The organism is Halopseudomonas yangmingensis, assembly GCF_900114825.1.
Classification (GTDB): domain Bacteria; phylum Pseudomonadota; class Gammaproteobacteria; order Pseudomonadales; family Pseudomonadaceae; genus Halopseudomonas; species Halopseudomonas yangmingensis.
In genome coordinates, this window is record NZ_FOUI01000001.1 from 1 (window position 1) to 25,945 (window position 25,945).

Below are 25,945 nucleotides of genomic sequence, written 5' to 3' on the forward strand. Positions count from 1 at the left end.
GCCATATGGCTTATTGACGACGCACAGACATGAAATGACCGAGGCCCCTCATCGCTACCGCTATCGTGCAAAAGCAGCTTAACTTAGTGCCATTCGGGTCAGATGACAATTAATGCCGATGACAATTAATGCCTGCTGCTCTGGCCCTGCAGACCTTTTCATCTGACCCCGGTTCCCCCCATCCAGCGGCTCGTGCCCATAGCCCGGAACACCGCACCGCCTGCCACATATATCGTATTATTCACCCGCCAGCAGGGGTGTGGTCGGACGTGCCTGTCCGTGCCATGATCCGGAATCGGTTTTGTGAGGTGAGTTGAATGCTTGTCGAGCTGCTGCGCCAGCGGGTTCCGCTACACCAGCCCCGGGAGATCGACGCATCCGGTCTGCCGGAGGCCGGCGTATTGATTCCGCTGACCGGTTCGGCGAATCCCGAGGTGATACTCACCGTGCGCTCGCAGCGGCTGTCGACCCATTCCGGCGAGGTGGCCTTCCCCGGTGGACGGCGTGATCCGGGGGATATCGACCTCTGTCATACCGCGCTGCGTGAGGCGCACGAGGAAATTGGTTTGCTGCCGGAGCTGGTCGAGGTGGTCGGCCCGATGGACAGTCTGGTGTCGCGCTACGGTATCAAGGTCACGCCCTGGGTCGGCATAGTGCCGGAGGTGTTCGATCTGGCACCGAACAGTGGTGAGATTGAAGAGGTATTCCGGGTGCCGGTGGAGTTCTTTCTGGATGACCGCCGGGAAATGACCCATCGCATCGATTATCAGGGGCGCAGCTGGTACGTGCCCAGCTACCGCTTTGCCGGCCACAAGATCTGGGGGCTGACCGCCCTGATGCTGGCTGAGCTGATGAATGTAGCCTTTGACGCGGGAATTGCCTTGCATGCCCCGCAGGACAGTGGCGCTGGGCGCCAGGAGGATAAACGATGAAGTACAGCCTGGGTGAGTCGCGGGTGGAGATGGCCGATGATGCCTGGATTGCCGACAGCGCGGCGGTGATTGGCAAGGTGCGGCTGGAGGCCGGCGCCAATGTCTGGTTTTCTGCGGTGTTGCGTGGCGACAACGAACTGATCCTGATTGGCGAGCACAGCAATGTGCAGGATGGCGCGGTGATGCATACCGATATGGGCTATCCGTTGACCCTCGGTAAAGGGGTTACGGTTGGTCACAACGCCATGCTGCATGGCTGCACTGTGGGTGACTACAGTCTGGTCGGCATCAATGCGGTGATTCTCAATGGGGCGAAGATCGGCAAGTACTGCATCATCGGCGCCAACACGCTGATCCCTGAAGGCAAGGAGATTCCAGACGGTTCGCTGGTAGTGGGTTCGCCGGGCAAGGTGGTGCGCAGCCTGAGCGATGCGCAGAAAAAAATGCTCGAAGCCAGCGCCGCCCACTATGTGCACAACGCCGCGCGCTACCGCCGCGATCTCAAGGTGCAGGAGGACTGATGGCGCGTCCGCCGCAGCTCCAGGTACGCTCGCCCTGTGTGGGCATCTGCGCGCTGGATGACAACGACATCTGCATCGGCTGCCAGCGCAGCGGCAGCGAAATCAGCCGCTGGGGCCAGATGAGCACCGAGGAGCAGATGGAAGTACTCAAACGCAGTCGCCAGCGGGCGGCAGAGCAGGGCTTGCTGATGTCTTCGGCGCCGCCGCGCATCGGTCGCTGACAGTCGGGGGAGTCAATATGAGTGTGATTGGAACACCGGGCAGCGCGGGCGCAACCCGGGTGATGCTGCTGGGTTCGGGTGAGCTGGGCAAGGAGGTGGCGATCGAGCTGTTGCGTCTCGGCTGCGAAGTGATCGCCGTGGACCGCTACGCCAATGCGCCGGCGATGCAGGTGGCACAGCACTGGCGGGTGATCGACATGCTGGATGCCGAAGTTCTGCGCGCGCTGATCGAGGCCGAACGGCCGGATCTGATCGTGCCGGAGATCGAGGCCATCGCTACACCAGCCTTGCTGGAGCTGGAACAGCAGGGCTGGCGGGTGATTCCCACCGCGCGCGCCGCCTGGCTGACCATGGATCGTGAGGGCATCCGCCGGCTGGCCGCCGAGCAACTGGGGCTGCCGACCTCGCCCTATCGATTTGCCGATACTTTTGAGGAATATGTTGCAGCGGTCGAGGCCATCGGCATGCCCTGCGTGGTCAAGCCGGTGATGAGTTCTTCCGGCAAGGGCCAGAGTGTGTTGCGCGAGGCCGCGCAATTGCAGGCTGTCTGGGACTACGCCCAGGCTGGCGGGCGCGCCGGCAAGGGGCGGGTGATCATTGAGGGCTTTGTCGATTTCGATTACGAAATCACCCTGCTGACCGTAAGCCATGTGGGCGGTATCGACTTTTGCGAGCCGATCGGCCATCGCCAGGAGGCCGGTGATTACCGCGAGTCCTGGCAGCCGCAGGCGATGTCGGCGCTGGCGCTGCAGCGTGCCCGCGAGGTGGCGCGGAAGGTGGTCGAGGCCTTGGGCGGCTATGGCCTGTTTGGTGTCGAGCTGTTTGTGCGTGGCGATCAGGTCTGGTTCAGCGAGGTGTCGCCGCGTCCGCACGATACCGGCATGGTGACCCTGATTTCCCAGGACCTGTCCGAGTTTGCACTGCATGTGCGGGCTATTCTCGGTTTGCCGATCCCGGCGATTCGCCAGCTTGGCCCGTCCGCTTCGGCCGTGCTACTGGTGGAGGGCGAGTCCAGCCAGCCGCGCTTCGGCAATCTGCAGCAGGCACTGGCTGAGCCGGATACCCAGTTGCGCCTGTTTGGCAAGCCGGAGGTGCGCGGGCAGCGGCGTATGGGGGTGGCCCTGGCGCGCGCGGAATCGGTTGAGGCGGCCGTGGATAAGGCGTTGCGGGTGATTTCACGAATTGAGGTGCAGCTCTGAGCCGCGCCTGGTACCTGCTGGCACCGGCATTGCCGCTATTGCTGCCGCAGGCATTGTGGGTGAAGCGGACTGCCCTGCGTTTGCCGGAAGCTGGCGGTCCACAGCAGGACCAATACCGGATTGCCGGCTGCCAGGCACGGCCGTTGCGGCTGTTGCTGCTTGGCGAGTCCACCGTGGCTGGTGTGGGTGTGGCCAGCCAGCAGCAGGCACTGGCCGGCCAGTTGGCGGCGCAGTTGGCGCAACGGCTGGGGCGCAGCGTCGAGTGGCAAGCAATAGGCAGCAACGGGGCGCGGGCACGCGATTGCCTGTCGGCGCTGATACCTAAGGTGCAGGGTGACTGGGATCTGGCAGTGCTGGTCCTGGGTGTGAATGACACCACACACCTGACGACGCGCTGGCGCTGGCGCCGGGAAATTGGGCAATTGCTGGAGAGTTTGCAGGCACGCAGTCAACGGTTACTGCTCTGTGGCGTGCCGCCGGTCGGTGAGTTTGCTGCCTTGCCACAGCCGCTGCGCGGCTGGTTCGGTTTGCGCGCCAGCTTGCTGGATGGCGATCTGCGCGATCTGGCGCGGCGCAAAAACTGCTTGCATGTGCCAGTCGTGGCCGGATTGCAGCCGGAGTTGCTGGCCGCTGACGGCTATCACCCCTCGGCCCTGGGCTACCGGCAGTGGGCTGGCCTGTTGGCCGATCAGTTGCTGGCAGATGGCTCGTTTTGAGCTGGCGACAGTTTACGTGGCCAGACGCGCACGCTTTTCACCATATTGTCCTTGATCTGCAAAATTTCCATGCGGTAGTTGCCGATGCTCAGGCACACGCTGGTGTCCGGGATGCTTTCCAGTTGCTCGGTAATCAGCCCGTTGAGGGTTTTCGGGCCATCGGCCGGCAGTTTCCATAGCAGGTGTCGGTTAATGTCACGGATCGCCGCGCTACCATCGATGACATGGCTGCCATCATCCTGTGGGTGAATATCCTGATTGGTCAGCAACAGATCAGTGGTGAACTCGCCAACGATCTCCTCGAGGATGTCTTCCAGCGTCACCAGGCCAATCACGTCGCCATATTCATCGACCACCATGGCAATTCGGCGTTTCTGCTTCTGGAAGTTAATCAGCTGAGTATGCAGCGGTGTACTTTCCGGAATGAAATAGGGTTCCTTGCAGGCTTCGATCAGTGCTTCGTGGGTCAGCTCGCCACGGCTCAGCAGGCGCGCAATGGCGCGCATGTGCACAATGCCGCTGACCTGATTGATATCGCCGCGAAAAACCGGCAGGCGGGTATGCCGGCAGTTGCGCAGCAGGGTGCTGATGCTGGCGATGTCGTCATCCAGATCGATGCCGATAGTTTCGTTGCGCGGCACCATGATGTCGTTAACTGTCATCTTCTCCAGGTCAAGGATGCCCAGCAGCATGTTCTGGCGGTTGCGGGTAATGCCCAGACCCGCTTCGCGCACCACGGTACGCAGTTCCTCGGTGGACAGCTGGTCGCCGCTGTGGTCGCCGGGATTGACCCCGAGCAGGCGAAGAAGCATGTTGCTGATCGCGCCACAGGCCCAGACCACCGGATACAGTAACTTCTGCAACACCAGCAGCACTATGCTCACAGGATAGGCAATACGCTCCGGACGCAGAGCTGCCAGGGTTTTCGGGGTAATTTCACCGAAGATCAGAATGATGATGGTCAGTCCGAAGGTGGCGATGGCGATGCCGGCCTCGCCCCAGAAATGCACAGCCAGAACGGTGGCGATCGAGGCGGCCAGAATGTTGACGATATTGTTGCCAACCAGAATGGTGCCGAGCAGGCGGTCTGGTCGCTCCAGCAGGCGCGAAGCGCGCCCGGCACCCTTGTGACCTTGCTTGGTCAAGTGCTTCAGGCGATAGCGATTGAGGCTCATCATGCTGGTTTCGGAGCTGGAGAAAAACGCCGAGAGCATGATCAGGATGACCAGCAGAATCAGCAGCGCCCCGGTATGGGATTCGTTCACGGTTTTACCTTGGAGTGTCGGGTAGACGGTTCACAGCGGCAGAATGAATTCGCGCACCAGCTTGCTGCCGAAGTAGGCCAGTGCCAGTAGTAGAAAGCCGCCGAGGGTCCAGCGGATTGCCAGACTGCCACGCCAGCCGCGCATAAAGCGCCCCCACAACAGAATGCCAAAGGTGATCCAGGCCAGTAGTGATAGCAGCGTCTTGTGCATCACCTCGTCAGCCAGCATGTCGCCGACGAACAGGAAGCCGGACAGCAGCGCCAGGGTCAGCAGGGTCTCACCGCATAACAGGTACTGAAACAGCAGGTGCTCCATCGTCTGTAACGGGGGGAAGGTACCCATAAAGCGAGTCGGGTGTCGATGCCGTAGCTGATAGTCCTGTACTGCCAAAAGAACGGCCTGGAAAACCGCAATGGTAATGATGCCGTAGGCAAGGATGGATAACAGTATATGTGCGAGCAAGCCGCCATTGCCGGCAATTACCAGTGAACGGTGATCGGGCAGGAATAGCGAAAGGAGCGTGGTGACAAAGGCCAGCGGGAAGAGCCCGAGGAACAGACTGGTGACCGGTGCTTGCAGACTGGAGACCAGTACTACTGCAACCACCAGCCAGGCGATCAGTGATGATACGTTAAAGAAACCGAGGGCCAGCGAGCCGTTGTTGAAGATCAGTGCTGCCATGCTGATGGCGTGGACGACCAGCGCCGCAGCACCGATACCACGTAGCAGGTGCGGGTTGATGGTTGTGCGCAGTTGCAGGCTGCGCGCCTGATATAGGGTGCCGGCGAGGTAAAGGGCGGCTGCCAGCAGGCTGGAAATCAGGGCGGTCATGTGTCCTTGGCTATAAATGACGACAGAACCGCAGTGTCGCACAAGCGACGGTGCCGATAAAGCGTTTCGGCGCGTTGGGCAGCCGGCTGCGGCGTGACTGCTGCACGCCTTGACGCGGCAGGGTATACTGCGCCGCTTGAAACAGCGCACCCTGACCTGGAGATGCACCGATGTTCGAAAACCTCACGGACCGCCTATCGCACAGCCTGCGCGGCCTTACTGGCCGGGCCAAGCTGACCGAGGACAACATCAAGGACACGCTACGCGAAGTGCGTATGGCGTTGCTTGAGGCGGACGTGGCGCTGCCGGTGGTCAAGACCTTTGTTGATCAGGTGCGTGATCGTGCGGTGGGTCAGGAAGTCTCGCGCAGCCTGTCGCCGGGGCAAGTGTTCGTCAAGATCATCAAGGCCGAGCTGGAAGCGGTCATGGGTGAGGCGGTACCGCTGAATCTGGCGGTGACCCCGCCGGCAGTGATCCTGATGGCCGGTCTGCAGGGCGCGGGCAAGACCACCAGCGTCGCCAAGTTGGCCAAGACCCTGCGCGAGCGGCAGAAGAAAAAGGTCATGGTGGTGAGTGCCGACGTCTACCGTCCGGCGGCGATCAAACAGCTCGAGACCCTGGCCGCCGAGGTCGGGGTGACCTTCTTCCCATCGGATGCCGGGCAGCAGCCGGTCGCCATCGTCGAGGCGGCGATGCGCGAGGCGAAGAACACCTTTATGGATGTGCTGATCGTCGATACCGCCGGTCGTCTGCATGTCGATGCCGACATGATGGACGAGATCAAGCGGGTGCATGCGGCGGCGCGTCCGGCGGAAACCCTGTTTGTGGTCGACGCCATGACCGGTCAGGATGCGGCTAATACCGCCCAGGCTTTCAACGAAGCGCTGCCGCTGACCGGGGTGATCCTGACCAAGGTCGACGGTGATGCGCGCGGTGGTGCAGCGCTGTCGGTACGCCATATCACCGGCAAACCGATCAAGTTCCTCGGGGTTGGCGAGAAGACCGACGCCCTCGAACCCTTCCATCCTGACCGGGTTGCCTCGCGCATCCTCGGCATGGGTGACGTGCTCAGTCTGATCGAGCAGGCCGAGCAGAAGCTCGACAAGGCCAAGGCCGACAAGCTGGCGCAGAAGCTGAAGAAGGGCAAGGGCTTCGATCTGGAAGATTTCCGCGACCAGTTGCAGCAGATGCGCAGCATGGGCGGTCTGGGTTCGATGATGGACAAGCTGCCAATGATGGGCGGCAAGATCAGCCCCTCGCAGATGGAAACCGCGCAGACCCAGGCCGAGAAGCAGTTCCGCCAGATGGAGGCGATCATCAACTCGATGACCCCTGGTGAGCGGCGCAATCCGGACATTATCAGTGGTTCGCGCAAGCGCCGCATCGCCGCCGGTTCCGGTACCCAGATTCAGGACATCGGTCGTCTGATCAAGCAGCACAAGCAGATGCAGAAGATGATGAAAAAGGTCGCTGGAAAGGGCGGTTTGTCCAAGCTGATGCGCGGCATGGGTGGCATGGGCGGTGGCATGGGCGGCGGTGGCATGCTGCCGCCGGGCGGCATGCCGAAGTTCTGAATGGCGCTGGCGGAAAAAACAGTTTTCAACGGTCGCGCAATTCCGTAGAATACGCGACCTTTCGGGTACCCGGCATGCGTGCGCATGTGGTGACCCAACCAATGCAGCAACATGCGTTACTCAATACAGGAACGAAGTCCACATGGTAACTATTCGTCTCGCTCGCGGCGGCTCCAAGAAGCGCCCCTTCTATCACCTGACCGTTGCCAACAGCCGCAACGCCCGTGACGGCCGTTTCGTCGAGCGCGTTGGCTTTTTCAACCCGGTTGCCACCGGTGCTGAAATTCGTCTGTCGGTGAACCAGGAGCGTGTCAGCTACTGGCTGAGCCAGGGCGCCCAGCCCTCCGAGCGCGTCGCCGCTCTGCTGAAGGAAAATCAGGCTTCCGCCTGAGATGAGTCTCGAGCCCGTGGCGCCGGCCAGTGATCTGCTGGTGCTGGGCAAGATAGTCTCGGCCCATGGGATCCGCGGCGCGGTCAAGGTGTATTCGCACACCGACCCGCTGGACAATCTGCTCGACTATCCGCAGTGGACACTACGCCGCGATGGTCAGCAGCAGACGCTGCGGGTAACCGGCGGGCGGCTGCAGGGCAGGGTACTGGTCGCCAGTCTCAAGGGGGTTGCCGATCGCAATCAGGCCCTCGAGCTGGTTGGCTGGGAAATCTGTCTGCCACGCGAGCAGCTGCCGGATTTGCAGGATGGCGAGTTCTACTGGCATCAGCTGGAAGGTCTGCGCGTGGTGACCCGAGAGGGGCAGCTACTCGGTGTGATCGATCATTTGCTGGAGACTGGTTCTAACGACGTGATGGTGGTCAAGCCCTGCGAGGGGAGCATTGACCAGCGCGAGCGTCTGCTGCCGTATCTGCCCGGCCAGTATGTGCTGGACATAGATTTGCAGCAGGGTGTCATGCAGGTCGACTGGGATCCGGAGTTCTGATCGGTGTGGGCTGGCGTGGTCAGTCTGTTCCCGGAGATGTTTGCTGCTCTCAGTGAGCACGGTGTCACCGGTCGGGCGGTCAAGCGTGGTCAGCTACAGCTGGCGTTCAGCAGTCCGCGTGAGCATGCCCACGACCGCCATCGCACGGTGGATGATCGCCCCTTCGGTGGCGGCCCCGGCATGCTGATGAAGGTCGAGCCGTTGCTGGCCGCGATTGACAGCCTGCAGCAGCAGGCGCCGGCCCGGCCACGGGTGATCTACCTGTCGCCCCAGGGGCGGCCGCTGGATCAGCAGCGGGTGCAGGAGCTGGCGCAGCTCGACAGTCTGCTGTTGATCTGCGGGCGCTATGAAGGCATCGACGAGCGCATCATCGAGATGTGTGTCGATGAAGAAATTTCCATCGGTGACTATGTGTTGTCCGGTGGTGAGCTGGGAGCCATGGTGCTCCTGGATGCAGTAACCCGTCTGATCCCCGGCGTGCTCGGGCATGCGGATTCAGCGGTAGAGGATTCATTCACGGATGGGCTGCTGGATTGCCCGCATTACACCCGTCCTGAAGAATTTGCCGAGCGGCGCGTACCGGAGGTGCTGCTCAGTGGCAATCATGAACTGATCCGGCGCTGGCGACTCAAGCAGTCACTGGGCAGAACCTGGCATCGCCGGCCAGAGTTGCTCGACCGACGTGACTTGAGCGAAGAACAGCAGAAGCTGTTGGCGGAATTTATCCGCGAGCAGGCAACCGATAACCCGTAATGCAAGTCCGGCGGCTTGCGCAGGAGCATAAAATGTCCAAGATTATTGCCCAGATTGAAGCAGAACAGATGACCAAGGAAGTCCCCCCGTTTGCCCCGGGTGACACCGTGATTGTTCAGGTAAAGGTAAAGGAAGGTGATCGTCAGCGCCTGCAGGCCTTCGAAGGTGTGGTTATCGGCAAGCGCAACCGTGGCCTGAACTCGGCCTTCACCGTACGCAAGATCTCCAGCGGTGTTGGCGTTGAGCGTACCTTCCAGACCTACTCGCCGCTGGTTGACAGCATCACCGTCAAGCGTCGTGGTGACGTGCGCAAGGCCAAGCTGTACTACCTGCGCGAACTGTCCGGCAAGGCCGCCCGTATCAAGGAAAAGCTCGGCTGAGCCTGACCGGTTACGCGGTATCGAAAAAGCAGCCTCCGGGCTGCTTTTTTGCGCCTGTTTGCCGGCTTGCGAGTATTGTCCCGGCGCTGCACACTGCCTGCCATGACTGAGCTGCCCGCACTTCCCGACACCGCCGCCCGGCTTATTGATGCACATATCGATGCGTTGTGGCTGGAGCGTGGGTTGTCGCCTCACAGCCTGGAAGCCTATCGCAGTGACTTGCAGTTGCTGGCACGCTGGCTGGCGGCGCAGGGCGGCGAATTGCTCAAGGCGCGTGCCGATCAGTTGCTTGGCTATCTTGGCTGGCGCATTGAGCAGGGCTACAAGGCGCGATCCAGCGCCCGGCTGTTGTCCTGCCTGCGCGGTTTTTACCGGCAGGCATTGCGTGACGGCCGCATCAGCGAGGATCCGACCCTGCACATCGCCATGCCCAAGGTCGGGCGGCCGTTGCCCAAGGCGCTGAGCGAGGCGGATGTCGAGGCGCTGCTGGCCGCGCCGGTGCTGGATGAGCTGCTTGGGCTGCGTGATCGCTGCATGCTCGAGGTGCTGTATGCCACCGGTTTGCGGGTCAGCGAACTGGTTGGACTGCGCCTGGATCAGCTGAACCTGCGCCAGGGCGTGGTGCGCATTACCGGTAAGGGCGGGAAGGAACGGCTGGTGCCGCTGGGCGAAGAGGCCATGCACTGGCTGGAGCAGTACCTGCAGCAGGGACGTGCGCCGCTGCTGGCCGGTCAGCCCTCGGATGTGTTGTTCCCCAGCCGTCAGGCGCGACAGATGACCCGCCAGACCTTCTGGCATCGTATCAAGCTGCATGCCGGGGTTGCCGGAATAGACGCCTCGCTGTCGCCCCACGGGTTGCGCCATGCCTTTGCCACCCATCTGCTGAATCACGGGGCTGACCTGCGGGTGGTTCAGCTCCTGCTTGGACACAGCGACCTGTCGACTACCCAGATATATACCCACGTGGCACGTCAGCGGCTGCGCGAGCTGCACGCCCAGCATCATCCCCGTGGGTGACGCGCGGCAATCGTGGTAAGCTTGCCGGTCTTGAACAGGAGAATTGCATGCGTCTTAAATTGCTTGCCGGTGCTCTGATCGGCCTGTTTTCCAGCCTGCTGCAGGCTGGTCCCGAGCAGCAGATCCGTGAGGGTCTGGCCGGGCTTGATTTGCCATTCGCCATCCAGGCGATCAGCGAGTCGCCGATGCCTGGGCTGTACCAGGTGCAGATGGATAACGGGCGTTTGCTGTATGCCAGTGCGGACGGCCAGTTTCTGATTCAGGGGACGTTGTTTGATCTCTCCGGTGAGCGTCCGCGTAACCTTACTGCCGAGGTTGAGGCCAAGGCGGTCGCCGGCGTGCTGACTGCGCTGCCGACCGATGAGCTGGTAGTGTTCTCCCCCGATCAGCCAAAAACACATATTACGGTGTTTACCGATGTGGACTGCGGTTATTGCCGCAAGCTGCACGAGGAAATTGACGAGCTGATGAGCCTCGGTATCGAGGTGCGTTATGCCAGCTTTGTACGGGCGGGCCTGGGCTCGCCAACGGCCGAGGTGATGCAGTCGATCTGGTGCGCCGAAGACCGCAAGGACGCCATGACGCGTGCCAAGCAGGGTAAGCGCATACCCAAGCGTACCTGTGACAATCCGCTGGAGCGTCAGCTTGAACTGGGCTCGCAGATCGGCGTGCAGGGTACGCCGGCGATCTTTACAGCGAACGGCACCTTGATACCCGGTTACAAGCCGGCCGGTTTGCTGGCCCGCGATGCGCTGGCAAATCAATAAGGGCTGCAGGCCTAATAAACTCTGGTGGCTGCCCGTCCGGGCGGTCACTCAACGAATGACAACATGATCTGATACGCGGAGACCCTAGTTTGAGACCGGTCAAAGTTGGAATATGTGGATTGGGCACCGTCGGCGGTGGCACCTTCAATGTCCTCAAGCGCAATGCCGCCGAGATTGCCCGGCGCGCCGGACGCGACATCGAGGTGGAGCAGATTGCCGCGCGGCATCTGAATCCGGCCTGCGAACTGGGCGACACCCCGGTCACCGAGGATGTGTTTGCGCTGGTCGACAATCCCGAGATCGACATCATCGTCGAGCTGATCGGTGGCTACGGGGTGGCACGTGATGTGGTGATGCGTGCAATCGCCAATGGCAAGCATGTGGTCACTGCCAACAAGGCGCTGATTGCCGTGCACGGCAATGAAATTTTCAAGGCAGCCAGCGAGAAAGGTGTGATGGTGGCCTTCGAGGCCTCGGTAGCCGGTGGCATCCCGATCATCAAGGCGCTGCGCGAAGGTTTGGCAGCCAACCGCATCAACTGGGTAGCCGGTATTATCAACGGTACCGGCAACTTCATCCTCACCGAAATGCGCGACAAGGGTCGTGCCTTCGAGGACGTGCTGGCTGAAGCCCAGGCGCTCGGCTATGCCGAAGCCGATCCGGCCTTTGATGTGGAAGGCATTGACGCGGCGCACAAGCTGACCATTTTGGCCTCGATTGCTTTTGGTATACCGCTGCAGTTCGACAAGGCCTACACTGAAGGCATCACCAGGCTGACCACGGATGATGTGAACTACGCCGAGGCGCTGGGTTATCGCATCAAGCATCTGGGTGTGGCTCGCCGCACCGAAACGGGTGTGGAGCTGCGCGTGCATCCGACCCTGATCCCCGAAGATCGCCTGATCGCCAACGTGAATGGCGTGATGAATGCGGTGATGGTGCATGGTGATGCGGTCGGCCCGACTCTTTACTACGGTGCTGGTGCGGGGGCAGAGCCTACCGCCTCGGCGGTGGTAGCCGACATTATCGATGTGGTGCGTACGCTGACTACCGACCCGAACAACCGGGTGCCGCATCTGGCCTTCCAGGCCAACAGCCTGTCGGATCTGCCGGTGCTGCCGGTGGAACAGATCGAGACCGCCTATTATTTGCGTCTGCATGCCCAGGATCGCCCGGGTGTACTGGCCAAGGTGGCGACCATTCTGTCGGAACGCGGCATCAACATCGAGTCTATCGTGCAGATGGAGGCCGAGGAACAGGATGGTCTGGTACCGATGATCCTGCTCACCCATGAGGTGATAGAGCAGCAGATGAACGATGCCATCGCCGCCATCGAGGCGCTGGAAGATATCGCCGGCCCGGTCATCCGGATCCGGGTGGAACAACTTAACTAACACAGCTGTAAGCCACAAGCTTCAAGCTGCAAGCCGGGCCAGCCCTCTTGTAGCTTGCCGCTCGGAACTTGTAGCTCAAACCGAAGGTTTGGGAAATGCGTTATATCAGTACTCGCGGCCAGGCGCCGGCTTTGAATTTTGAAGATGTGCTGCTGGCCGGTCTGGCCAGTGACGGTGGTCTGTATGTGCCGGAAAACCTGCCGCACTTCACCCAGGAAGAAATCGCCTCCTGGGCAGGTCTGCCGTACCACGAGCTGGCGTTCAAGGTGATGCGTCCGTTTGTAACCGGCTCGATCAGCGACGCCGACTTCAAGGCCATCCTCAAGGATACCTACGGCGTATTTGCGCACAGCGCGGTGGCGCCGCTGCGCCAGCTCGATAGCAACGAGTGGGTGCTTGAGCTGTTCCACGGCCCGACTCTGGCGTTCAAGGACTTTGCCCTGCAACTGCTGGGTCGCCTGCTTGACCACTTCCTGGTCAAGCGCGGTGAGCGTGTGGTGATCATGGGCGCGACCTCGGGTGACACCGGCTCGGCGGCCATCGAGGGTTGCCGGCGTTGCGAGAATGTCGACATCTTCATCCTGCACCCGCACAACCGGGTGTCCGAAGTGCAGCGCCGGCAGATGACCACCATCCTTGGCGACAACATCCATAACATCGCCATCGAAGGCAACTTCGATGACTGTCAGGAGATGGTCAAGGCCAGCTTCGCCGATCAGGGCTTCCTCAAGGGCACCCGGCTGGTGGCGGTCAACTCGATCAACTGGGCGCGCATCATGGCGCAGATCGTCTACTACTTCCATGCGGCGCTGCAGCTGGGTGGGCCGGCGCGCTCGATGGCGTTCTCGGTGCCCACCGGCAACTTCGGTGACATCTTTGCCGGCTACCTGGCGCGTAACATGGGCCTGCCGATCAGCCAGCTGATCGTCGCTACCAACCGCAATGACATCCTGCACCGCTTTATGAGCGGTAACACCTACGACAAGGACACCTTGCATCCGTCACTGTCGCCGTCGATGGACATCATGGTGTCGTCGAACTTCGAGCGTCTGCTGTTTGACCTGCATGGTCGCAACGGGGCGCTGGTGGCTGAACTGATGGACAGCTTCCGTCAGAGCGGCAAGCTGTCGGTCGAGGATGACCGCTGGACCGAAGCGCGCAAGCTGTTCGACTCGCTGGCGGTGGATGATGAGGGCACTTGCTCGACCATCGCCGAGGTCTATCGCGACACCGGTGAACTGCTTGACCCGCATACCGCGATTGGCGTGCGTGCGGCGCGTGAGTGCCGGCGCAGCCAGTCGATCCCGATGATCACCCTGGGTACCGCCCATCCGGTGAAGTTTCCGGACGCGGTGCGTCAGGCTGCGGTGGGTGACGAGCCGGCGCTGCCTGCGCATCTGGACGATCTGTTCCAGCGGCCTGAGCGTTGCACGGTACTGGCCAATGAACTCAAGGTGGTTCAGCAGTTCGTAGCCGATCACGGCAACCGCGGCAAGCCGCTGTAATCCGCCACTCCGCATGGATTGCAGCGTCGCTGCGCTCCTCGCACTGTTGCTCAGGAACCCGATGTCAGGGTTGAAGCCATTCGGGCGTGCCTGTTCCGGCCGCCCTTCATGGCAATCTGCTCTCGTCCCGACTACCCTGTAAGGGGCTGTGGGGAGGGTCTCGTGTGTTATTCCAGTGGCGTGCCGTCCGGCAATATCTATTGCCAGTATCCTTCTTGTGTCTGTTCGGGTTTTGCACGCCCTTGTATGCTGCTGCTCTGGCGCTGAACGAGTCCGAGCAAGCCTATCTTCGCGCTCATTCACAGGTCAGTCTGTGTGTCGATCCTGACTGGTGGCCATTCGAACAGATCAGTCGTAACGGGCAGCATGAAGGTATTGCCGCTGACCTGATTGCGCTGGTGGCAGAGCGCACTGGCCTGAATATCCAGCTGTTTCCGACGGTTGATTGGGAGGCCAGTCTGGCGGCTTCCCAGGCGGGTGAGTGCATGGCCCTGAGTTTCCTCAACAGCACGCCGGAGCGGGAGCGCTGGCTGATCTTCACCGAGCCGCTGCTGGAAGATCCGAATGTGCTGATCACCCGCGAGGACACGCCCTTTATCAGTGATGTGGCACAGCTGCAGAATGTCGGTATCGCGTTGCCGCGTGGCACCGCCATGGCTGAACGCTTCGCAAGGGATTTCCCGCATATCCGCATTATTGGCACCGCGTCAGAGCAGGAAGCACTGCAATTGGTAGTCGACCGCAAGGCCGATATGTCGTTGCGCTCACTGGTAGTCGCGGCACATACCATTCGCAGCGAGGGCTGGTTCAACCTGAAGATTTCCGGTGAGGTTCCCGGTTATCACAACCAGTTGCGCATGGGGGTGCTGAAGTCGGAAACCACGCTGCGTGACATCCTGAACAAGGGGGTTGCCAGCATTACTGATACCGAGCGCATGCAGATTGTTGCCCGGCACACGGGTATGCAGGTGGTCGCGCAAAAGGTCACGGATTGGCGCTTGGTCAGCATGCTGATGGCCTTGTTGCTGGCAGTGGTGATCACCAGCCTGTTCTGGCATCTGCGCTTGCGCCGGCTGAACAGGCGGCTCGCCGGAATGGCCAGAACAGATGCGCTTACCGGCGTCGGCAACCGCAATGCACTGGATGAGTGGTTCCAGCATGAGTTGCTGCGGGCGCGGCGTTTCGAGCGCCCTTTGTCGGTGATTATTCTCGACATCGACCACTTCAAGGCCATCAATGATTCACAGGGACACTTGGTCGGTGATCAGGTGCTCAGGGCGATGGCCTTGTTGCTGCAGGCCAATTTGCGTGAAACCGACAAGCTGTTCCGCTGGGGTGGCGAAGAGTTTCTGGTGATCTGCAGTGAAACACCACGCGAAGCGGCCCTGAGTCTGGCCCAGCGCTTGCTGGAACAGGTGCGCAGCAAGCATTTCGAACCGGGCGGACGCCTGACGGTGAGTGCTGGCGTGGCTTGTCTGCAGACACAGGGGGGCGCGCCAGATGGTGGTCAGGATTTGTTCCAGCGAGCTGATCAAGCGCTGTACCGGGCCAAACATGCTGGCCGTGACCGGGTCGAGTCGTGCTGCTGAGAGCCTTTCAGATGCAGCCCTGCTCGCGCAGGCTGTTTATCTGCTGTGGGCTGTAGCCCAGTTCAGTCAGCACCTGGTCATTATGTTCGCCCAGTGCCGGTCCGGTCCATTCGACTGACCCCGGTGTGCCCTGCAGCTTGGGCACAATGCCGGGCATCTGAAAGGCCTGGCCGTCCGGCAGGTTACCCTTGAGGAACATGTCTCGAGCGAGAAACTGCGGGTCGCGAAACATGTCAGCCACCGAGAATATCCGGCTGGCCGGCACCTCGGCGGCCTGCAGCAGCGCTTCTGCCTGATCCAGCGGGAGGCTGGCCGCCCAGCGGTCGATCGCTCCGTAGAGTTCGTCACGTCGGGCATCACGCCCGGCATTGTCAGCCAGTGAGGGATCTGCTGCCAGATCATCCCGGCCAATCGCCTGCATGAAACGCTGGAAGATCGCATCACCATTGGCGCCGATCTGGATATGCCGGCCATCGGCGCAGGTGTGGATGGAGGAGGGCGTGATGCCGGGCATGATATTGCCGCTGCGCTCGCGCACAAAGCCCATCACATCGAACTCTGGCACCATCGATTCCATCATGGCGAACACGGCCTCGTAGAGCGCCACATCGACCACCTGGCCAGTGCCCCCGCGCACTTCGCGCTCGCGCAGCGCCATCAGGGCGCCAATCACTCCCCAGAGGGCGGCAATCGAGTCGCCAATGGAAATGCCGGTACGCACCGGCGGGCGATCTTCAAAGCCGGTGATGTAGCGCAGGCCGCCCATCGATTCGCCGACCGCACCAAATCCTGGCTGGTCCTTTAGCGGTCCACTCTGGCCAAAGCCGGACAGGCGCAGCATCACCAGTTTCGGATTCAGCGCATGCAGGCTGTCCCAGTCAAAACCGAGTTTTTCCAGCACGCCGGGGCGAAAGTTTTCGATCAGCAGATCGGCGTCAGCCAGCAGCCGGCGCAGCACCTCGCGACCCTCGGGGTGTTTGAGATTCAGGGTGATGCAGCGCTTGTTGCGCGCTTGGACGAACCACCACAGCGAGGTGCCCTGGTACAGCTTGCGCCATTTGCGCAGCGGATCGCCGCCATCCGGGGATTCGACCTTGATTACCTCGGCACCGAACTCGGCGCAGATACGCGCGGCAAAGGGGCCGGCAATCAGGCTGCCAAGTTCGATAACGCGCAGGCCATGCAGGGGTTTGCCAGTCATGCGGGCGGCTCCGTGACAGTGTTTCAGGCAGGGTACCCAGCACGGGTTGGCTTGTCATCCATCCCCGTATGGTCGTAACTGGCTGGTCATTCGTCGGTCTGATTGGTCACGCGGCAGGATGATGGCTATAATTACATTCAACAATAATGTCTCGTAAAGTCTGTAGGTCATAAATATGTTCTTTTATGGCCTAACATCTTTTATTGATGCCTTGATCGCAACAAATACGTTTGTATTGAAAATGGTAAATGATCAGTGCATGTCTCGCTTTGAAACCTTTGAAAAACATAGCCGGTGAGGATGCTGCGCCATGAAACAACTGAGCCCGATGGATTCGCATTTCTATTATTTCGAAACGCCCGATCAGCCGATGATGATCGGCAGTCTCTGGTTGTGTGACCAGAGTACGGCGCCGGGCGGCATGGTCAGGCATAAGGAAATCCTGCAGTACATCGAGGATCGTCTTAACCGCACCTCGTATTTCCGCCGGCGGCTGGAGCAGGCTCCGTTCGGGCTGGACGATCCCTATTGGCTGGATGATCCGAACTTTGATCTGGAGTACCACGTGCGCCATGTGGGCTTGCCACAGCCCGGCGACTGGCGACAGCTGTGTATTTTCACGGCACGTACCATGTCACGCAGCGTCGACATGCGCCGCGCGCCTTGGGAGGTGTACATCATCGAGGGGCTGAACAATGTCGAGGGTGTGCCGCCAGGCAGCTTTGCCGTGCTGATCCGTTTCCATCATGCCTATGTGGACGGCAAGGCCAGCCTCGAATTGAGCGAGGCGCTGATGGAAACCACGGCCAATCACGAATATGGTCGGCAGGACCAGGTGGTGGTTGCCGAGCGTGCCCCGAGTCGCCTGGAGATGTGGGCGCGTACCACGCCCCGCATGCTTGGGCAGTCATTACGTAGCATGAAGGCCGGTGTTACCTTCAGTCGCAAGAGCATAGAGTTGTTCAAGCGGCTGCGCACTGATGCCATGCCCGAGCAGAAGCGCGTACCGCGCAGTATTTTCAATACCGATGTCAGCCCGCACCGCAGTTATGGCGCGCTCGAGTGGAGCATCAAGGACCTCAAGTCGTTGCGTGCCTTGTGCCCGGGCGCCAGTTTGAATGATGTGATCATTGCCATTATCGGCGGTGGCATGCGCCGTTACCTGATGCAGCGTAACCAGTTGCCGGATCTGTCGCTGGTGTCCATGTGTCCGGTCTCGGTACGCCCAGATGAGGCAAAGAAGGACGGCGGTAATCTGGTTTCTGCAATGTATATCGGTGTTGGTACTGATATTGATGACCCGGTCGAGCGCTTGCGTGCAGTTAACCGTCGAACTGCCAAGGGTATTCCGTTGGCACGCGAGGTGCTCAACGAGCTGAGTTTCGCAGCAGGCGAGATGATTCCGCCCTATATGCGCTCCATGACCGCCTGGATGCAGAACAAGGCACGCCTGGGCAGCAAGGTGCCGGTAACCAATATGCTGATCACCAATGTGCCGGGCATTCCCGGTATGACCCCACAATATTTTGCCGGTGCGCTTATTCGCAAGGTGACACCCATGGTGCCGATTGCCGACGGCATGGCGATCACCCATGGCATCACCGGCATCTATGACAAGTTGGCTGTAGGCGTGCTGGCCGATCGTGGCGTGATGCCGGATATGGATATCTATATCCAGTGTCTGCAAGACGCTACCGATGAGTACCTGCAACGCGCACGGCTGCTTGAGCGGGCCAGTCGCATGATGGAAGAGACTGCGGTTATCGGTGAGCCGGCTGCGACTTTACCGGCATCGGTTCGCAAGGCGGCTTCCGGTAAGCGTGGCAACGGTCGCGCCAAGGTCAAGGTGGTTGATGTGGCAAGCACAGACATCAAGGAACCCCTTTCTGCCGGTGCCGATGCAAGCCCTGCAGCAGCCAAAACCGAATGATCAAGCCGCCGCCCGCAGGGTGGCGACAGGAGTAATGCATGAAACTCTTACAGGGTAATCGAAGTCGCCAGTTGCTGCGTGAGATGGAGCAGGCGCAGAGTTACGAACAGTGGACGGAGCTCGCCGGTCAGTATGACCATGAAAATGGTCTGGACGACTGGAAGCAGGACGATGCCTGCGAAAGCTATGACTATCGCTCCATCCGGCAACGGCTGGATGTGATCCGTGACCTGCGTTTCCGGCGGGATTACCAGCAGTTGCTGTTCGTGCTCAATGAAGGTATTCATGGCAATCTCGGTGGTATCGGCAAGCCATCGCTGTACAGTAAGGCCAAGCTGGGCACCAAGAACCTGATCGTGCGTTATATCGACGAGCTGTGCGGTGCGCTTGAGGATATCGACCAGGTCGATGACAGCATTATCAGCCCTGAGGTGCGCAAGGATTTCTTCCTGCGCGCCAGCCATTGCAATGGCCGCTCGGCACTGATGCTCAGTGGGGGCGCGGTGCTTGGCTTCTTCCATGCTGGCGTGCTGCGCGCACTGTTTGAACAGGGATTGTTGCCGGACATCATTTCCGGCTCCAGCGCCGGCTCGATTCTGGCCGCTACCGCCTGTACCCATACCGACGACGAGCTGCACCAGCGTCTGAGTCTGGACAACCTGCACCACGAGGTTGACGAGACCGATGCCATTCGTCCGGCGCTGTCGTTGCTGGGCAACTCGCGGCCGAACATGGATGCCGACAATCTGCGTGACTACCTGGGCAAGATCATTCCCGACCTGACCTTTCATGAAGCTTTCGAGCTGACAGGCCGCAAGCTCAATATTACGGTGACTGGTCTGTCGCCGCGCCAGGCACCACGCCTGCTGAATGCTATCACCGCGCCCAATGTGCTGATCCGCTCGGCGGTGATGGCTTCCTGCGCCATCTATGGCATCTACCCGCCAGTCACCCTGATGTGCCGCAACGCTTCGGGTGAGGCTGTTCCTTATTTGCCGGACCTGAAGTGGATCGACGGCTCCTTTGCCGATGACCTGCCTGCCAAGCGGTTGGCCCGTCTGTATGGGGTCAACCACTTCATTTCGAGCATGACCAACCCGGCTGCGCTGGCGATCACTCCGGACCCGGACAAGCCCCGTAACATGGCGCGTAGCTTGTTCAACTTCCAGGCCCGCCTGCTGAAGATGGGAACCGCCGAAACCCTGCGTTTCAGCCGCGATCACATCCGCATCAAGTCGCCGGTACTCAGCCTGATGCAGCATTTGACCTATGGTGTGCTGGCCCAGGATTACACTGCCGATATCAATATTTTCCTGCGTAATCGCTGGGATCACCCCCTGCGCCTGCTGGCACCGCCGTCACGCGAGGCCATGCACCGGCTGATCCACGAGGGCCAGCGCTCGACCTGGGAGCGGGTCGAGATGGTGCGCAACTGCACCGCAGTCAGCCGCACTCTGGATTCAATTTTGCATAGTCACGACTGGGAGAAGTGACGCTGACCCGCGCTACAATGCTGACTCATCTGTCAGGGAGTTAGCCATGATCGAAGAAAACAGCGTATTGGGTGGCGTGCGCATTGCCGTGCCTGAAAGCCGCGAGCTGGATCTGTTTGCCGAGATGCTGCAGCGGCGTGGCGCGGAGGTGTTGCGCTGCCCGTTGGTATCCATACACGACAGCCCCGACCAACCAGCGGTACAGGCCTGGTTACAGGCATTTTGTGACAATCCGCCGGATGATCTGGTGCTGCTGACCGGTGAAGGCTTGCGTCGCTTATTGACCGCTGCCGAGCGCTCCGGCCTGCGCGAGCGCTTTATCGAGGCGCTGGCCATACCCCGGCGGATTACCCGTGGCCCCAAGCCGGGTGCAGCCCTGCGGCAAGCCGGCCTGAAGCCTGACCTGCTGGCCGAGCAGCCAACCAGTGAAGGGGTGATTGCCACCCTGAAGGGGTTGCCACTGCAGGGTCGCCGGGTGGCCGTGCAGCTGTATGGCAGTGAGCCCAATCTGCCGCTGGTGGGTTATCTGCAGGGCGTGGCTGCCGAGGTCAGCACGGTGGCACCCTATGTGTATGCCGATGATGCCGAGGATACCCGGGTCGAAGCGCTGGTACAGGCCTTGCTGGCCGGGCAACTGGATGCTATTGCCTTTACCAGTGCCACCCAGGTGCGCCGGTTGTTGCAGATAGCGCGGCGCCTGCAGTGTGAGGCTGAGCTGTTGCAGGCCCTGCAGGGGTTGTGTGTGGCGGCGGTTGGCCCGGTGGTGGCGGATGAATTGCAGCAGCGCGGCATCCAGGTTGATCTGATGCCACAGGGCAGCTATTTCATGAAGCCGCTGGTGCGGGAGTTGGTACGCGAGCTGGGGCGTGAATTGCCGGCCTGATATGGCAAAGCCGCCCCGGCGCTTGCCGCCGAGGGCCACAACGGCAACAATGCTGGGCTGTTTCCATGCATAACGAGTAGCCAATGAGCAAAGAAGCCGGCGCCCGCCGCCTGCCCCCCGAGCAACTAACCGTTCCCATCGACCTCGACAGTATGGGGTTTACCACCACCGAGGATCTGGAGCCGTTTCGCGGTATCCTTGGCCAGGAGCGGGCGGTTGAGGCCATGCAGTTTGGCGTGGCCATGCAGCGCAATGGCTACAATTTGTTTGTTATGGGCGAGCCAGGCACCGGACGTTTCTCCTACGTCATGCGTTACCTGCGCGCCGAGGCCAAGCGCCAGCCGGCACCGCTGGATTATGTCTACGTCAACAATTTCGACGAGCCGCGTGAGCCGTTAGCGCTGGCGTTGCCCGCCGGTACCGGCGCAGAACTGATCGCCACCATCGAGCAGCTCAACGACAACCTGCTGGCGACCTTCCCGGCGGTATTTGAGCATCCCAGCTACCAGCAGAAGAAAAGCGCCATCGACCGCGCCTTCAACCAGCGCTACGACAAGGCCATCGACTTTGTCGAGCGCCTCGCACTGGAGCGCAACATTGCCCTGTACCGCGATGCGCAGAATATAGCCTTCACCCCGATGCGCGAGGGCAAGGCGCTGGATGAGGCGGAATTTGCCCAGCTGCCTGAGCCCGAGCGCGAGCAATACCACGCCGATGTGGCGGATCTGGAAGAGGTGCTCAACGACAAGCTGTCGAGCCTGCCGCAATGGAAGCGCGAGTCGAGCAATCAGCTGCGTGAACTGAACGAGCAGACCATCGAGGAAGCGATTCGCCCGCTGCTGCAACCACTGCATGAGCGTTACTGTGAGAACCCCGAGGTTTGTGGCTACCTGCAGGCGCTGGGGCAGAACCTGCAGAAAACCGTGATCGACATGCTGGTCGATGAGCGCGGCATGGAACCCAAGCCGGATGCCTACAAAAAGATGCTGCTCACCGAGCAGTATTGCCCGAGCCCGGTGGTCGGCCATCCGGATGGCGCTGGTGCCCCGGTAGTGCATGAGCCGCACCCGTCCTACGACAATCTGTTTGGTCGTATCGAGTACAGCTCGGAGCAGGGCGCGCTGGTCACCAGCTACCGGCATATCCGCGCCGGTGCGCTGCACCGGGCGAATGGTGGTTATCTGGTGCTGGAAGCGGAAAAGCTGCTGACCGAACCCTTTGTCTGGGAAGCGCTGAAGCGCGCCCTACATGCCCGCCAGCTGAAGGTTGAGTCGCCCTGGGCGGAACTCGGCCGGTTGACCACGGTGACCCTGAATCCGCAGGTGATTCCGCTGTCGGTGAAGGTGGTGATCATCGGCTCCCGGCATCTTTATTACAGCCTGCAGGAGCTGGATCCGGACTTTCAGGAAATGTTTCGCGTGCTGGTCGACTTCGACGAAGACCTGCCACGCAATCCCGACAGCATCGAAGGTATGGCCCAGCTACTGCGTACCCGCACCATGGAGGAAGGCATGGCGCCGCTTACTGCGGCGGCGGTGGCGCGGGTGCTGACCTACAGTGCGCGACTGGCCGAGCATCAGCAGCGCCTGTCGGCGCGCATCAGCGATATCTTCCAGCTGGTCGCCGAGGCGGATTTTGTGCGCGAGCTGGCCGGCGATGCGCATACCGATGTATTGCATATCGAGCGTGCCCTGCAGGCCAAGGAGCGGCGCACTGGCCGGGTCAGCGCACGTATCCTTGAGGACATGCTGTCCGGGGTGATCCTGATCGATACCGATGGTGCCGAATACGGCAAGTGCAATGGCTTGACCGTGCTGGAGGTGGGCGATTCCGTGTTCGGCGTGCCGGCGCGTATCAGCGCCACTGTGTATCCCGGCAGCAGCGGTATTGTCGATATCGAGCGCGAGGTCAGTCTTGGCCAGTCGATCCACTCCAAGGGGGTGATGATCCTCACCGGCTATATGGGCAGTCGTTACGCCCAGCATTACCCGCTGGAAATCTCCGCCAGTATTGCGCTGGAGCAGTCCTATGGTTATGTGGATGGCGACAGCGCCTCGCTCGGCGAGGTCTGTGCGTTGATTTCCGCGCTGGCCTGGACCCCGCTCAAGCAATGTTTTGCGATTACCGGCTCGATCAACCAGTTTGGCGAAGTGCAGGCAGTTGGTGGCGTCAACGAGAAGATCGAGGGCTTCTTCCGTCTGTGTCAGGCACGCGGCCTGACCGGTCAGCAGGCGGTGATCATTCCTGCCGCCAACGTGCCTAACCTGATGCTCGATCAGCCGGTGCTGGAGGCGGTGCGCGCCGGCCAGTTCGCGGTCTACGCGGTAAGCCGGGTGGATCAGGCTCTGGAGCTGTTGTCCGGTCAGACCGCCGGGGTCGAGGACGAGGACGGCCAGTTTCCCGAAGGCAGCCTGAATGCGCGGGTGGTCGAACGCCTGCGACTGATGGCCGAGCAACGCCGCGAGCAGGAGCAGGGCAGCGAGGAGCCCGCTGGCGAATCCGCTGAGGATGATGCAAAGGCCTGACCGTCGGGTCAATTCTGCTCGGCTTTTCACCAGCGCCCCGCAGTGCCTGAAAATACTGCAGCGGTGCTGGCTTTCCCCGTTTCTTGCACAGAGTTGTCCACAGCTTTTGTGGGCAGTTGTCCGGCACGACTGCGGTCTTCGAGGCTGTCAATCCCGCATCAGATAAATATTCTGCTTGACCTTGATCAAGTTGCAGGGCAGGCATTACGCCGTCTGCAGGGCGAGCCTTGCGGCTGGTGATAATTTCACCAGATTGCTGACGGGGCCATGCCATCTGGCCTGTAAGCAGTCATACAGAGACTTCCCACATAGTTATCCACAGAAGCTGTTGATTGACTGTCTGGATCTGAAATAGCTATACATTGATGATTGTTTTATCAAGTTATCGTAGCATTCCTGTATAGTTATTTTCTCCAGATACTCAGGGAGCTGCCATGACACTCGAACAGCTTATCGAGCATGCCCACGCCGAGCGTCTTCAGGGGCTGCCCCTGTGAGCGTACATCAGCTGATACTGATCCTCGGCGACCAGCTGGACCTGCAGATCAGCAGCCTGCAGGGTGCCGATCCGGCACGCGACCGTATCCTGATGGTCGAGGCCGAGGAGGAGGGGCGCTATGTACCACACCACCCGCAGAAGATCCTGTTCATCCTCTCGGCGATGCGTCACTTTGCCGAGGAGCTGCGCCAGCAGGGCTTTGTTGTGGATTACCGCCGACTGGATGAGGCAGACAACAGCGGTAGCCTCGATGGCGAACTGGCGCGTGCCCGCCAGCGCTGGCAGCCGCAGGCGATTCGTCTCACCGAGCCTGGGGAATGGCGCCTGCTCGAGCGATTCCGCCAGCGCCAGGCGGACTGGCCGGAGTTTCAACTGCTGGAAGATCAGCGTTTTTTCTGCAGCGCCGAGCGCTTTCGCCGCTGGGCGGCTGGTCGCAAGCAGCTGCGCATGGAGTTTTTCTACCGCGAGATGCGACGTCACAGCGGCCTGCTGATGGGCGCCGACGGCCAGTCCGAAGGCGGTGCATGGAACTTCGATGCGGACAATCGCAAACCGCTGCCGGGCGGCACGCCACTGCCGCAGCAGCCACACTTTGCCATGGATGTCATCAGTCTTGAAGTCCGCGATCTGGTGGCGCAGCGTTTCAGTGATCATTACGGCAGCCTGCAGGGCTTTGACTACCCGGTAACCCGGACACAGGCCGAACAGCTCTGGCAGTCTTTCCTTGAGCAGGGCTTGCCGCGCTTTGGTGACTATCAGGATGCCATGGCGGTCGGCGAGCCCTGGTTGTTCCATGCGCGTATTGCTGCGGCGCTGAATATTGGGCTGCTGGATCCGCAGCGCCTGTGCCTGGATGTGCAGGCTGCCTGGCAGTCGGGCGCGGTGCCGCTGAATGCTGCCGAGGGTTTTATCCGGCAGATTCTTGGCTGGCGCGAGTATGTACGCGGCATTTACTGGTTGCTGATGCCTGAGTATGCCGAACGCAACGCGCTGGGCAACCGGCGGGCATTGCCGGCCTTCTACTGGACCGGGAAAACCCGCATGCGCTGCATGCAGCAGGCCATCGGCCAGACCCTGGAGCATGCCTACGCCCACCATATCCAGCGGCTGATGGTGACCGGCAACTTTGCCCTGTTGGCGGGGATCGAGCCAAAACAGATCTGCGACTGGTATCTGGCGGTGTATATGGATGCCTTCGACTGGGTCGAGCTGCCTAACACCCTGGGCATGGTTATGCATGCCGATGGCGGTTATTTGGGCTCCAAGCCCTATTGCGCCAGCGGCCAGTACATCAAGCGCATGTCGGACTACTGCAGCGGCTGCAGTTACAAGGTCAGCGAGCAGACCGGCCCGCGTGCCTGCCCGTTCAATGCACTGTACTGGCACTTCCTGATGCGCCACCGCGAAGCCTTGCAGGGCAATCCGCGCATGGCGCTGACCTACCGTAACCTGCAGCGCATGGACGACAGTCGGCGTAATGCCTTGTGGGACTGGGGCGAGGAGTTACTGGCACGCCTGGATGCCGGGGAAATGCTGTAGTTACTATTCGCCTTCGCCGAAGCGGTCTTCGATCAGACCGATCAACTCATGCATGGCCTGCTCGGCCTGCTCGCCTTCACAGCTGACACAGACCTCGGTGCCGCAACTGGCCGCCAGCATCATCACTTGCATGATGTTCTTGCCGTCGACCAGTGCTTCGGTACTGCGTCCGATGTGAACGGTGCAGCCATGGCGATTGGCAATACCGACAAACTTGGCTGCAGCGCGTGCATGCAGGCCGAGTTTGTTGGTGAGGGTGATCTGGCGTGTCGGCAT

Annotated in this window: 24 protein-coding genes; 20 read left to right on the forward strand and 4 right to left on the reverse strand. The window is 60.8% G+C overall.

Annotated elements, in window-relative coordinates:
- Positions 1–317 precede the first annotated feature (317 nt).
- The 5 genes from BMZ23_RS00005 to BMZ23_RS00025 are packed head-to-tail and all read left to right on the forward strand — an operon-like array spanning position 318 to position 3,589.
- Positions 318–932 (forward strand): NUDIX hydrolase, encoded by a 615-nt coding sequence (locus BMZ23_RS00005; RefSeq protein WP_093471131.1) that lies wholly within the window; start codon positions 318–320, stop codon positions 930–932.
- The gene (locus tag BMZ23_RS00010; protein WP_093471132.1) at positions 929–1,453 is read left to right on the forward strand and encodes a gamma carbonic anhydrase family protein; all 525 of its coding nucleotides are present in this window, start codon (positions 929–931) and stop codon (positions 1,451–1,453) included. The genes BMZ23_RS00005 and BMZ23_RS00010 overlap by 4 nt, the downstream gene beginning before the upstream one ends.
- The gene (locus tag BMZ23_RS00015; protein ID WP_093471133.1) at positions 1,453–1,674 is read left to right on the forward strand and encodes a DUF1289 domain-containing protein; all 222 of its coding nucleotides are present in this window, start codon (positions 1,453–1,455) and stop codon (positions 1,672–1,674) included. The genes BMZ23_RS00010 and BMZ23_RS00015 overlap by 1 nt, the downstream gene beginning before the upstream one ends.
- Before the next feature lie 17 nt (positions 1,675–1,691).
- Positions 1,692–2,873, forward strand: a complete 1,182-nt coding sequence (gene purT, locus BMZ23_RS00020; protein WP_093471134.1) for a formate-dependent phosphoribosylglycinamide formyltransferase — start codon at positions 1,692–1,694, stop codon at positions 2,871–2,873.
- 59 nt (positions 2,874–2,932) lie between these two features.
- A complete protein-coding gene (locus BMZ23_RS00025; protein ID WP_245748072.1) occupies positions 2,933–3,589 on the forward strand; it encodes an SGNH/GDSL hydrolase family protein in 657 nt (218 codons plus the stop codon).
- Here the strand turns inward: BMZ23_RS00025 and BMZ23_RS00030 are convergent.
- Positions 3,562–4,854 carry an HlyC/CorC family transporter gene (locus tag BMZ23_RS00030; protein ID WP_093471136.1) on the reverse strand — a complete coding sequence of 431 codons (1,293 nt, stop codon included), beginning with the start codon at positions 4,852–4,854 and terminating at the stop codon, positions 3,562–3,564. The two genes, BMZ23_RS00025 and BMZ23_RS00030, sit on opposite strands and share 28 nt — an antisense overlap.
- Before the next feature lie 30 nt (positions 4,855–4,884).
- Entirely contained in the window at positions 4,885–5,685 is an 801-nt protein-coding gene (locus tag BMZ23_RS00035) for a cytochrome C assembly family protein (protein WP_093471137.1), read from the reverse strand.
- Between the two features lie 170 nt (positions 5,686–5,855).
- On the opposite strand from BMZ23_RS00035, the gene ffh reads away from it, so the two are divergent.
- From ffh to BMZ23_RS00085, 10 genes are all read left to right on the forward strand, one after another.
- Positions 5,856–7,259, forward strand: a complete 1,404-nt coding sequence (gene ffh, locus BMZ23_RS00040) for a signal recognition particle protein (RefSeq protein WP_093471138.1) — start codon at positions 5,856–5,858, stop codon at positions 7,257–7,259.
- A gap of 142 nt (positions 7,260–7,401) precedes the next feature.
- Positions 7,402–7,650 carry a 30S ribosomal protein S16 gene (rpsP, locus tag BMZ23_RS00045; protein WP_093471139.1) on the forward strand — a complete coding sequence of 83 codons (249 nt, stop codon included), beginning with the start codon at positions 7,402–7,404 and terminating at the stop codon, positions 7,648–7,650.
- Position 7,651: 1 nt separating this feature from the next.
- Entirely contained in the window at positions 7,652–8,194 is a 543-nt protein-coding gene (gene rimM / locus BMZ23_RS00050) for a ribosome maturation factor RimM (protein WP_093471140.1), read from the forward strand.
- A 3-nt stretch (positions 8,195–8,197) separates the two neighbouring features.
- On the forward strand, positions 8,198–8,947 hold the full coding sequence (gene trmD, locus BMZ23_RS00055; protein WP_093471141.1) for a tRNA (guanosine(37)-N1)-methyltransferase TrmD: 750 nt from the start codon (positions 8,198–8,200) through the stop codon (positions 8,945–8,947).
- Between the two features lie 32 nt (positions 8,948–8,979).
- The gene (gene rplS / locus BMZ23_RS00060; RefSeq protein WP_093471142.1) at positions 8,980–9,327 is read left to right on the forward strand and encodes a 50S ribosomal protein L19; all 348 of its coding nucleotides are present in this window, start codon (positions 8,980–8,982) and stop codon (positions 9,325–9,327) included.
- Between the two features lie 102 nt (positions 9,328–9,429).
- Positions 9,430–10,344, forward strand: coding sequence for a site-specific tyrosine recombinase XerD (xerD, locus tag BMZ23_RS00065; RefSeq protein ID WP_093472066.1), 915 nt, complete (start codon positions 9,430–9,432; stop codon positions 10,342–10,344).
- A 47-nt stretch (positions 10,345–10,391) separates the two neighbouring features.
- Positions 10,392–11,111 (forward strand): thioredoxin fold domain-containing protein, encoded by a 720-nt coding sequence (locus tag BMZ23_RS00070; protein WP_093471143.1) that lies wholly within the window; start codon positions 10,392–10,394, stop codon positions 11,109–11,111.
- 89 nt (positions 11,112–11,200) lie between these two features.
- On the forward strand, positions 11,201–12,505 hold the full coding sequence (locus BMZ23_RS00075) for a homoserine dehydrogenase (protein WP_093471144.1): 1,305 nt from the start codon (positions 11,201–11,203) through the stop codon (positions 12,503–12,505).
- 95 nt (positions 12,506–12,600) lie between these two features.
- Complete coding sequence (gene thrC, locus BMZ23_RS00080) at positions 12,601–14,010, forward strand: threonine synthase (RefSeq protein WP_093471145.1); 1,410 nt, start codon at positions 12,601–12,603, stop codon at positions 14,008–14,010.
- Positions 14,011–14,210: 200 nt separating this feature from the next.
- Positions 14,211–15,599 (forward strand): diguanylate cyclase, encoded by a 1,389-nt coding sequence (locus tag BMZ23_RS00085; protein ID WP_177197176.1) that lies wholly within the window; start codon positions 14,211–14,213, stop codon positions 15,597–15,599.
- A gap of 7 nt (positions 15,600–15,606) precedes the next feature.
- On the opposite strand, the gene BMZ23_RS00090 is transcribed toward BMZ23_RS00085, so the two are convergent.
- The gene (locus BMZ23_RS00090; RefSeq protein ID WP_093471147.1) at positions 15,607–16,800 is read right to left on the reverse strand and encodes a CaiB/BaiF CoA transferase family protein; all 1,194 of its coding nucleotides are present in this window, start codon (positions 16,798–16,800) and stop codon (positions 15,607–15,609) included.
- 310 nt (positions 16,801–17,110) lie between these two features.
- Here BMZ23_RS00090 and BMZ23_RS00095 point away from each other — a divergent pair, with 310 nt between their 5' ends.
- The 5 genes from BMZ23_RS00095 (at position 17,111) to BMZ23_RS00115 (ending at position 25,669) form a co-directional block, all read left to right on the forward strand.
- The gene (locus tag BMZ23_RS00095) at positions 17,111–18,730 is read left to right on the forward strand and encodes a wax ester/triacylglycerol synthase family O-acyltransferase (protein WP_093471148.1); all 1,620 of its coding nucleotides are present in this window, start codon (positions 17,111–17,113) and stop codon (positions 18,728–18,730) included.
- 38 nt (positions 18,731–18,768) lie between these two features.
- Positions 18,769–20,223, forward strand: a complete 1,455-nt coding sequence (locus BMZ23_RS00100) for a DUF3336 domain-containing protein (protein WP_093471149.1) — start codon at positions 18,769–18,771, stop codon at positions 20,221–20,223.
- Between the two features lie 46 nt (positions 20,224–20,269).
- Positions 20,270–21,106, forward strand: a complete 837-nt coding sequence (locus tag BMZ23_RS00105) for a uroporphyrinogen-III synthase (RefSeq protein ID WP_093471150.1) — start codon at positions 20,270–20,272, stop codon at positions 21,104–21,106.
- A gap of 83 nt (positions 21,107–21,189) precedes the next feature.
- Positions 21,190–23,631: a Lon protease family protein gene (locus BMZ23_RS00110; protein ID WP_093471151.1), complete on the forward strand. Its 2,442-nt coding sequence runs from the start codon at positions 21,190–21,192 to the stop codon at positions 23,629–23,631.
- Between the two features lie 493 nt (positions 23,632–24,124).
- Positions 24,125–25,669 carry a cryptochrome/photolyase family protein gene (locus BMZ23_RS00115; protein WP_093471152.1) on the forward strand — a complete coding sequence of 515 codons (1,545 nt, stop codon included), beginning with the start codon at positions 24,125–24,127 and terminating at the stop codon, positions 25,667–25,669.
- Positions 25,670–25,672: 3 nt separating this feature from the next.
- On the opposite strand, the gene BMZ23_RS00120 is transcribed toward BMZ23_RS00115, so the two are convergent.
- Positions 25,673–25,945, reverse strand: a complete 273-nt coding sequence (locus BMZ23_RS00120) for an HPr family phosphocarrier protein (RefSeq protein ID WP_093471153.1) — start codon at positions 25,943–25,945, stop codon at positions 25,673–25,675.

Bases quoted from the DNA above. Each gene is read 5' to 3' on its own strand.
- rpsP (WP_093471139.1), top strand. From the start codon at position 7,402: ATGGTAACTATTCGTCTCGCTCGCGGCGGCTCCAAGAAGCGCCCCTTC.
- BMZ23_RS00110 (WP_093471151.1), top strand. From the start codon at position 21,190: ATGAGCAAAGAAGCCGGCGCCCGCCGCCTGCCCCCCGAGCAACTAACC.
- BMZ23_RS00035 (WP_093471137.1), bottom strand. From the start codon at position 5,685: ATGACCGCCCTGATTTCCAGCCTGCTGGCAGCCGCCCTTTACCTCGCC.
- rimM (WP_093471140.1), top strand. From the start codon at position 7,652: ATGAGTCTCGAGCCCGTGGCGCCGGCCAGTGATCTGCTGGTGCTGGGC.
- purT (WP_093471134.1), top strand. From the start codon at position 1,692: ATGAGTGTGATTGGAACACCGGGCAGCGCGGGCGCAACCCGGGTGATG.
- rplS (WP_093471142.1), top strand. From the start codon at position 8,980: ATGTCCAAGATTATTGCCCAGATTGAAGCAGAACAGATGACCAAGGAA.
- xerD (WP_093472066.1), top strand. From the start codon at position 9,430: ATGACTGAGCTGCCCGCACTTCCCGACACCGCCGCCCGGCTTATTGAT.
- ffh (WP_093471138.1), top strand. From the start codon at position 5,856: ATGTTCGAAAACCTCACGGACCGCCTATCGCACAGCCTGCGCGGCCTT.
- BMZ23_RS00105 (WP_093471150.1), top strand. From the start codon at position 20,270: ATGATCGAAGAAAACAGCGTATTGGGTGGCGTGCGCATTGCCGTGCCT.
- BMZ23_RS00090 (WP_093471147.1), bottom strand. From the start codon at position 16,800: ATGACTGGCAAACCCCTGCATGGCCTGCGCGTTATCGAACTTGGCAGC.
- BMZ23_RS00005 (WP_093471131.1), top strand. From the start codon at position 318: ATGCTTGTCGAGCTGCTGCGCCAGCGGGTTCCGCTACACCAGCCCCGG.
- BMZ23_RS00095 (WP_093471148.1), top strand. From the start codon at position 17,111: ATGAAACAACTGAGCCCGATGGATTCGCATTTCTATTATTTCGAAACG.
- BMZ23_RS00120 (WP_093471153.1), bottom strand. From the start codon at position 25,945: ATGCCGACACGCCAGATCACCCTCACCAACAAACTCGGCCTGCATGCA.
- BMZ23_RS00010 (WP_093471132.1), top strand. From the start codon at position 929: ATGAAGTACAGCCTGGGTGAGTCGCGGGTGGAGATGGCCGATGATGCC.
- BMZ23_RS00070 (WP_093471143.1), top strand. From the start codon at position 10,392: ATGCGTCTTAAATTGCTTGCCGGTGCTCTGATCGGCCTGTTTTCCAGC.
- BMZ23_RS00015 (WP_093471133.1), top strand. From the start codon at position 1,453: ATGGCGCGTCCGCCGCAGCTCCAGGTACGCTCGCCCTGTGTGGGCATC.
- BMZ23_RS00100 (WP_093471149.1), top strand. From the start codon at position 18,769: ATGAAACTCTTACAGGGTAATCGAAGTCGCCAGTTGCTGCGTGAGATG.
- thrC (WP_093471145.1), top strand. From the start codon at position 12,601: ATGCGTTATATCAGTACTCGCGGCCAGGCGCCGGCTTTGAATTTTGAA.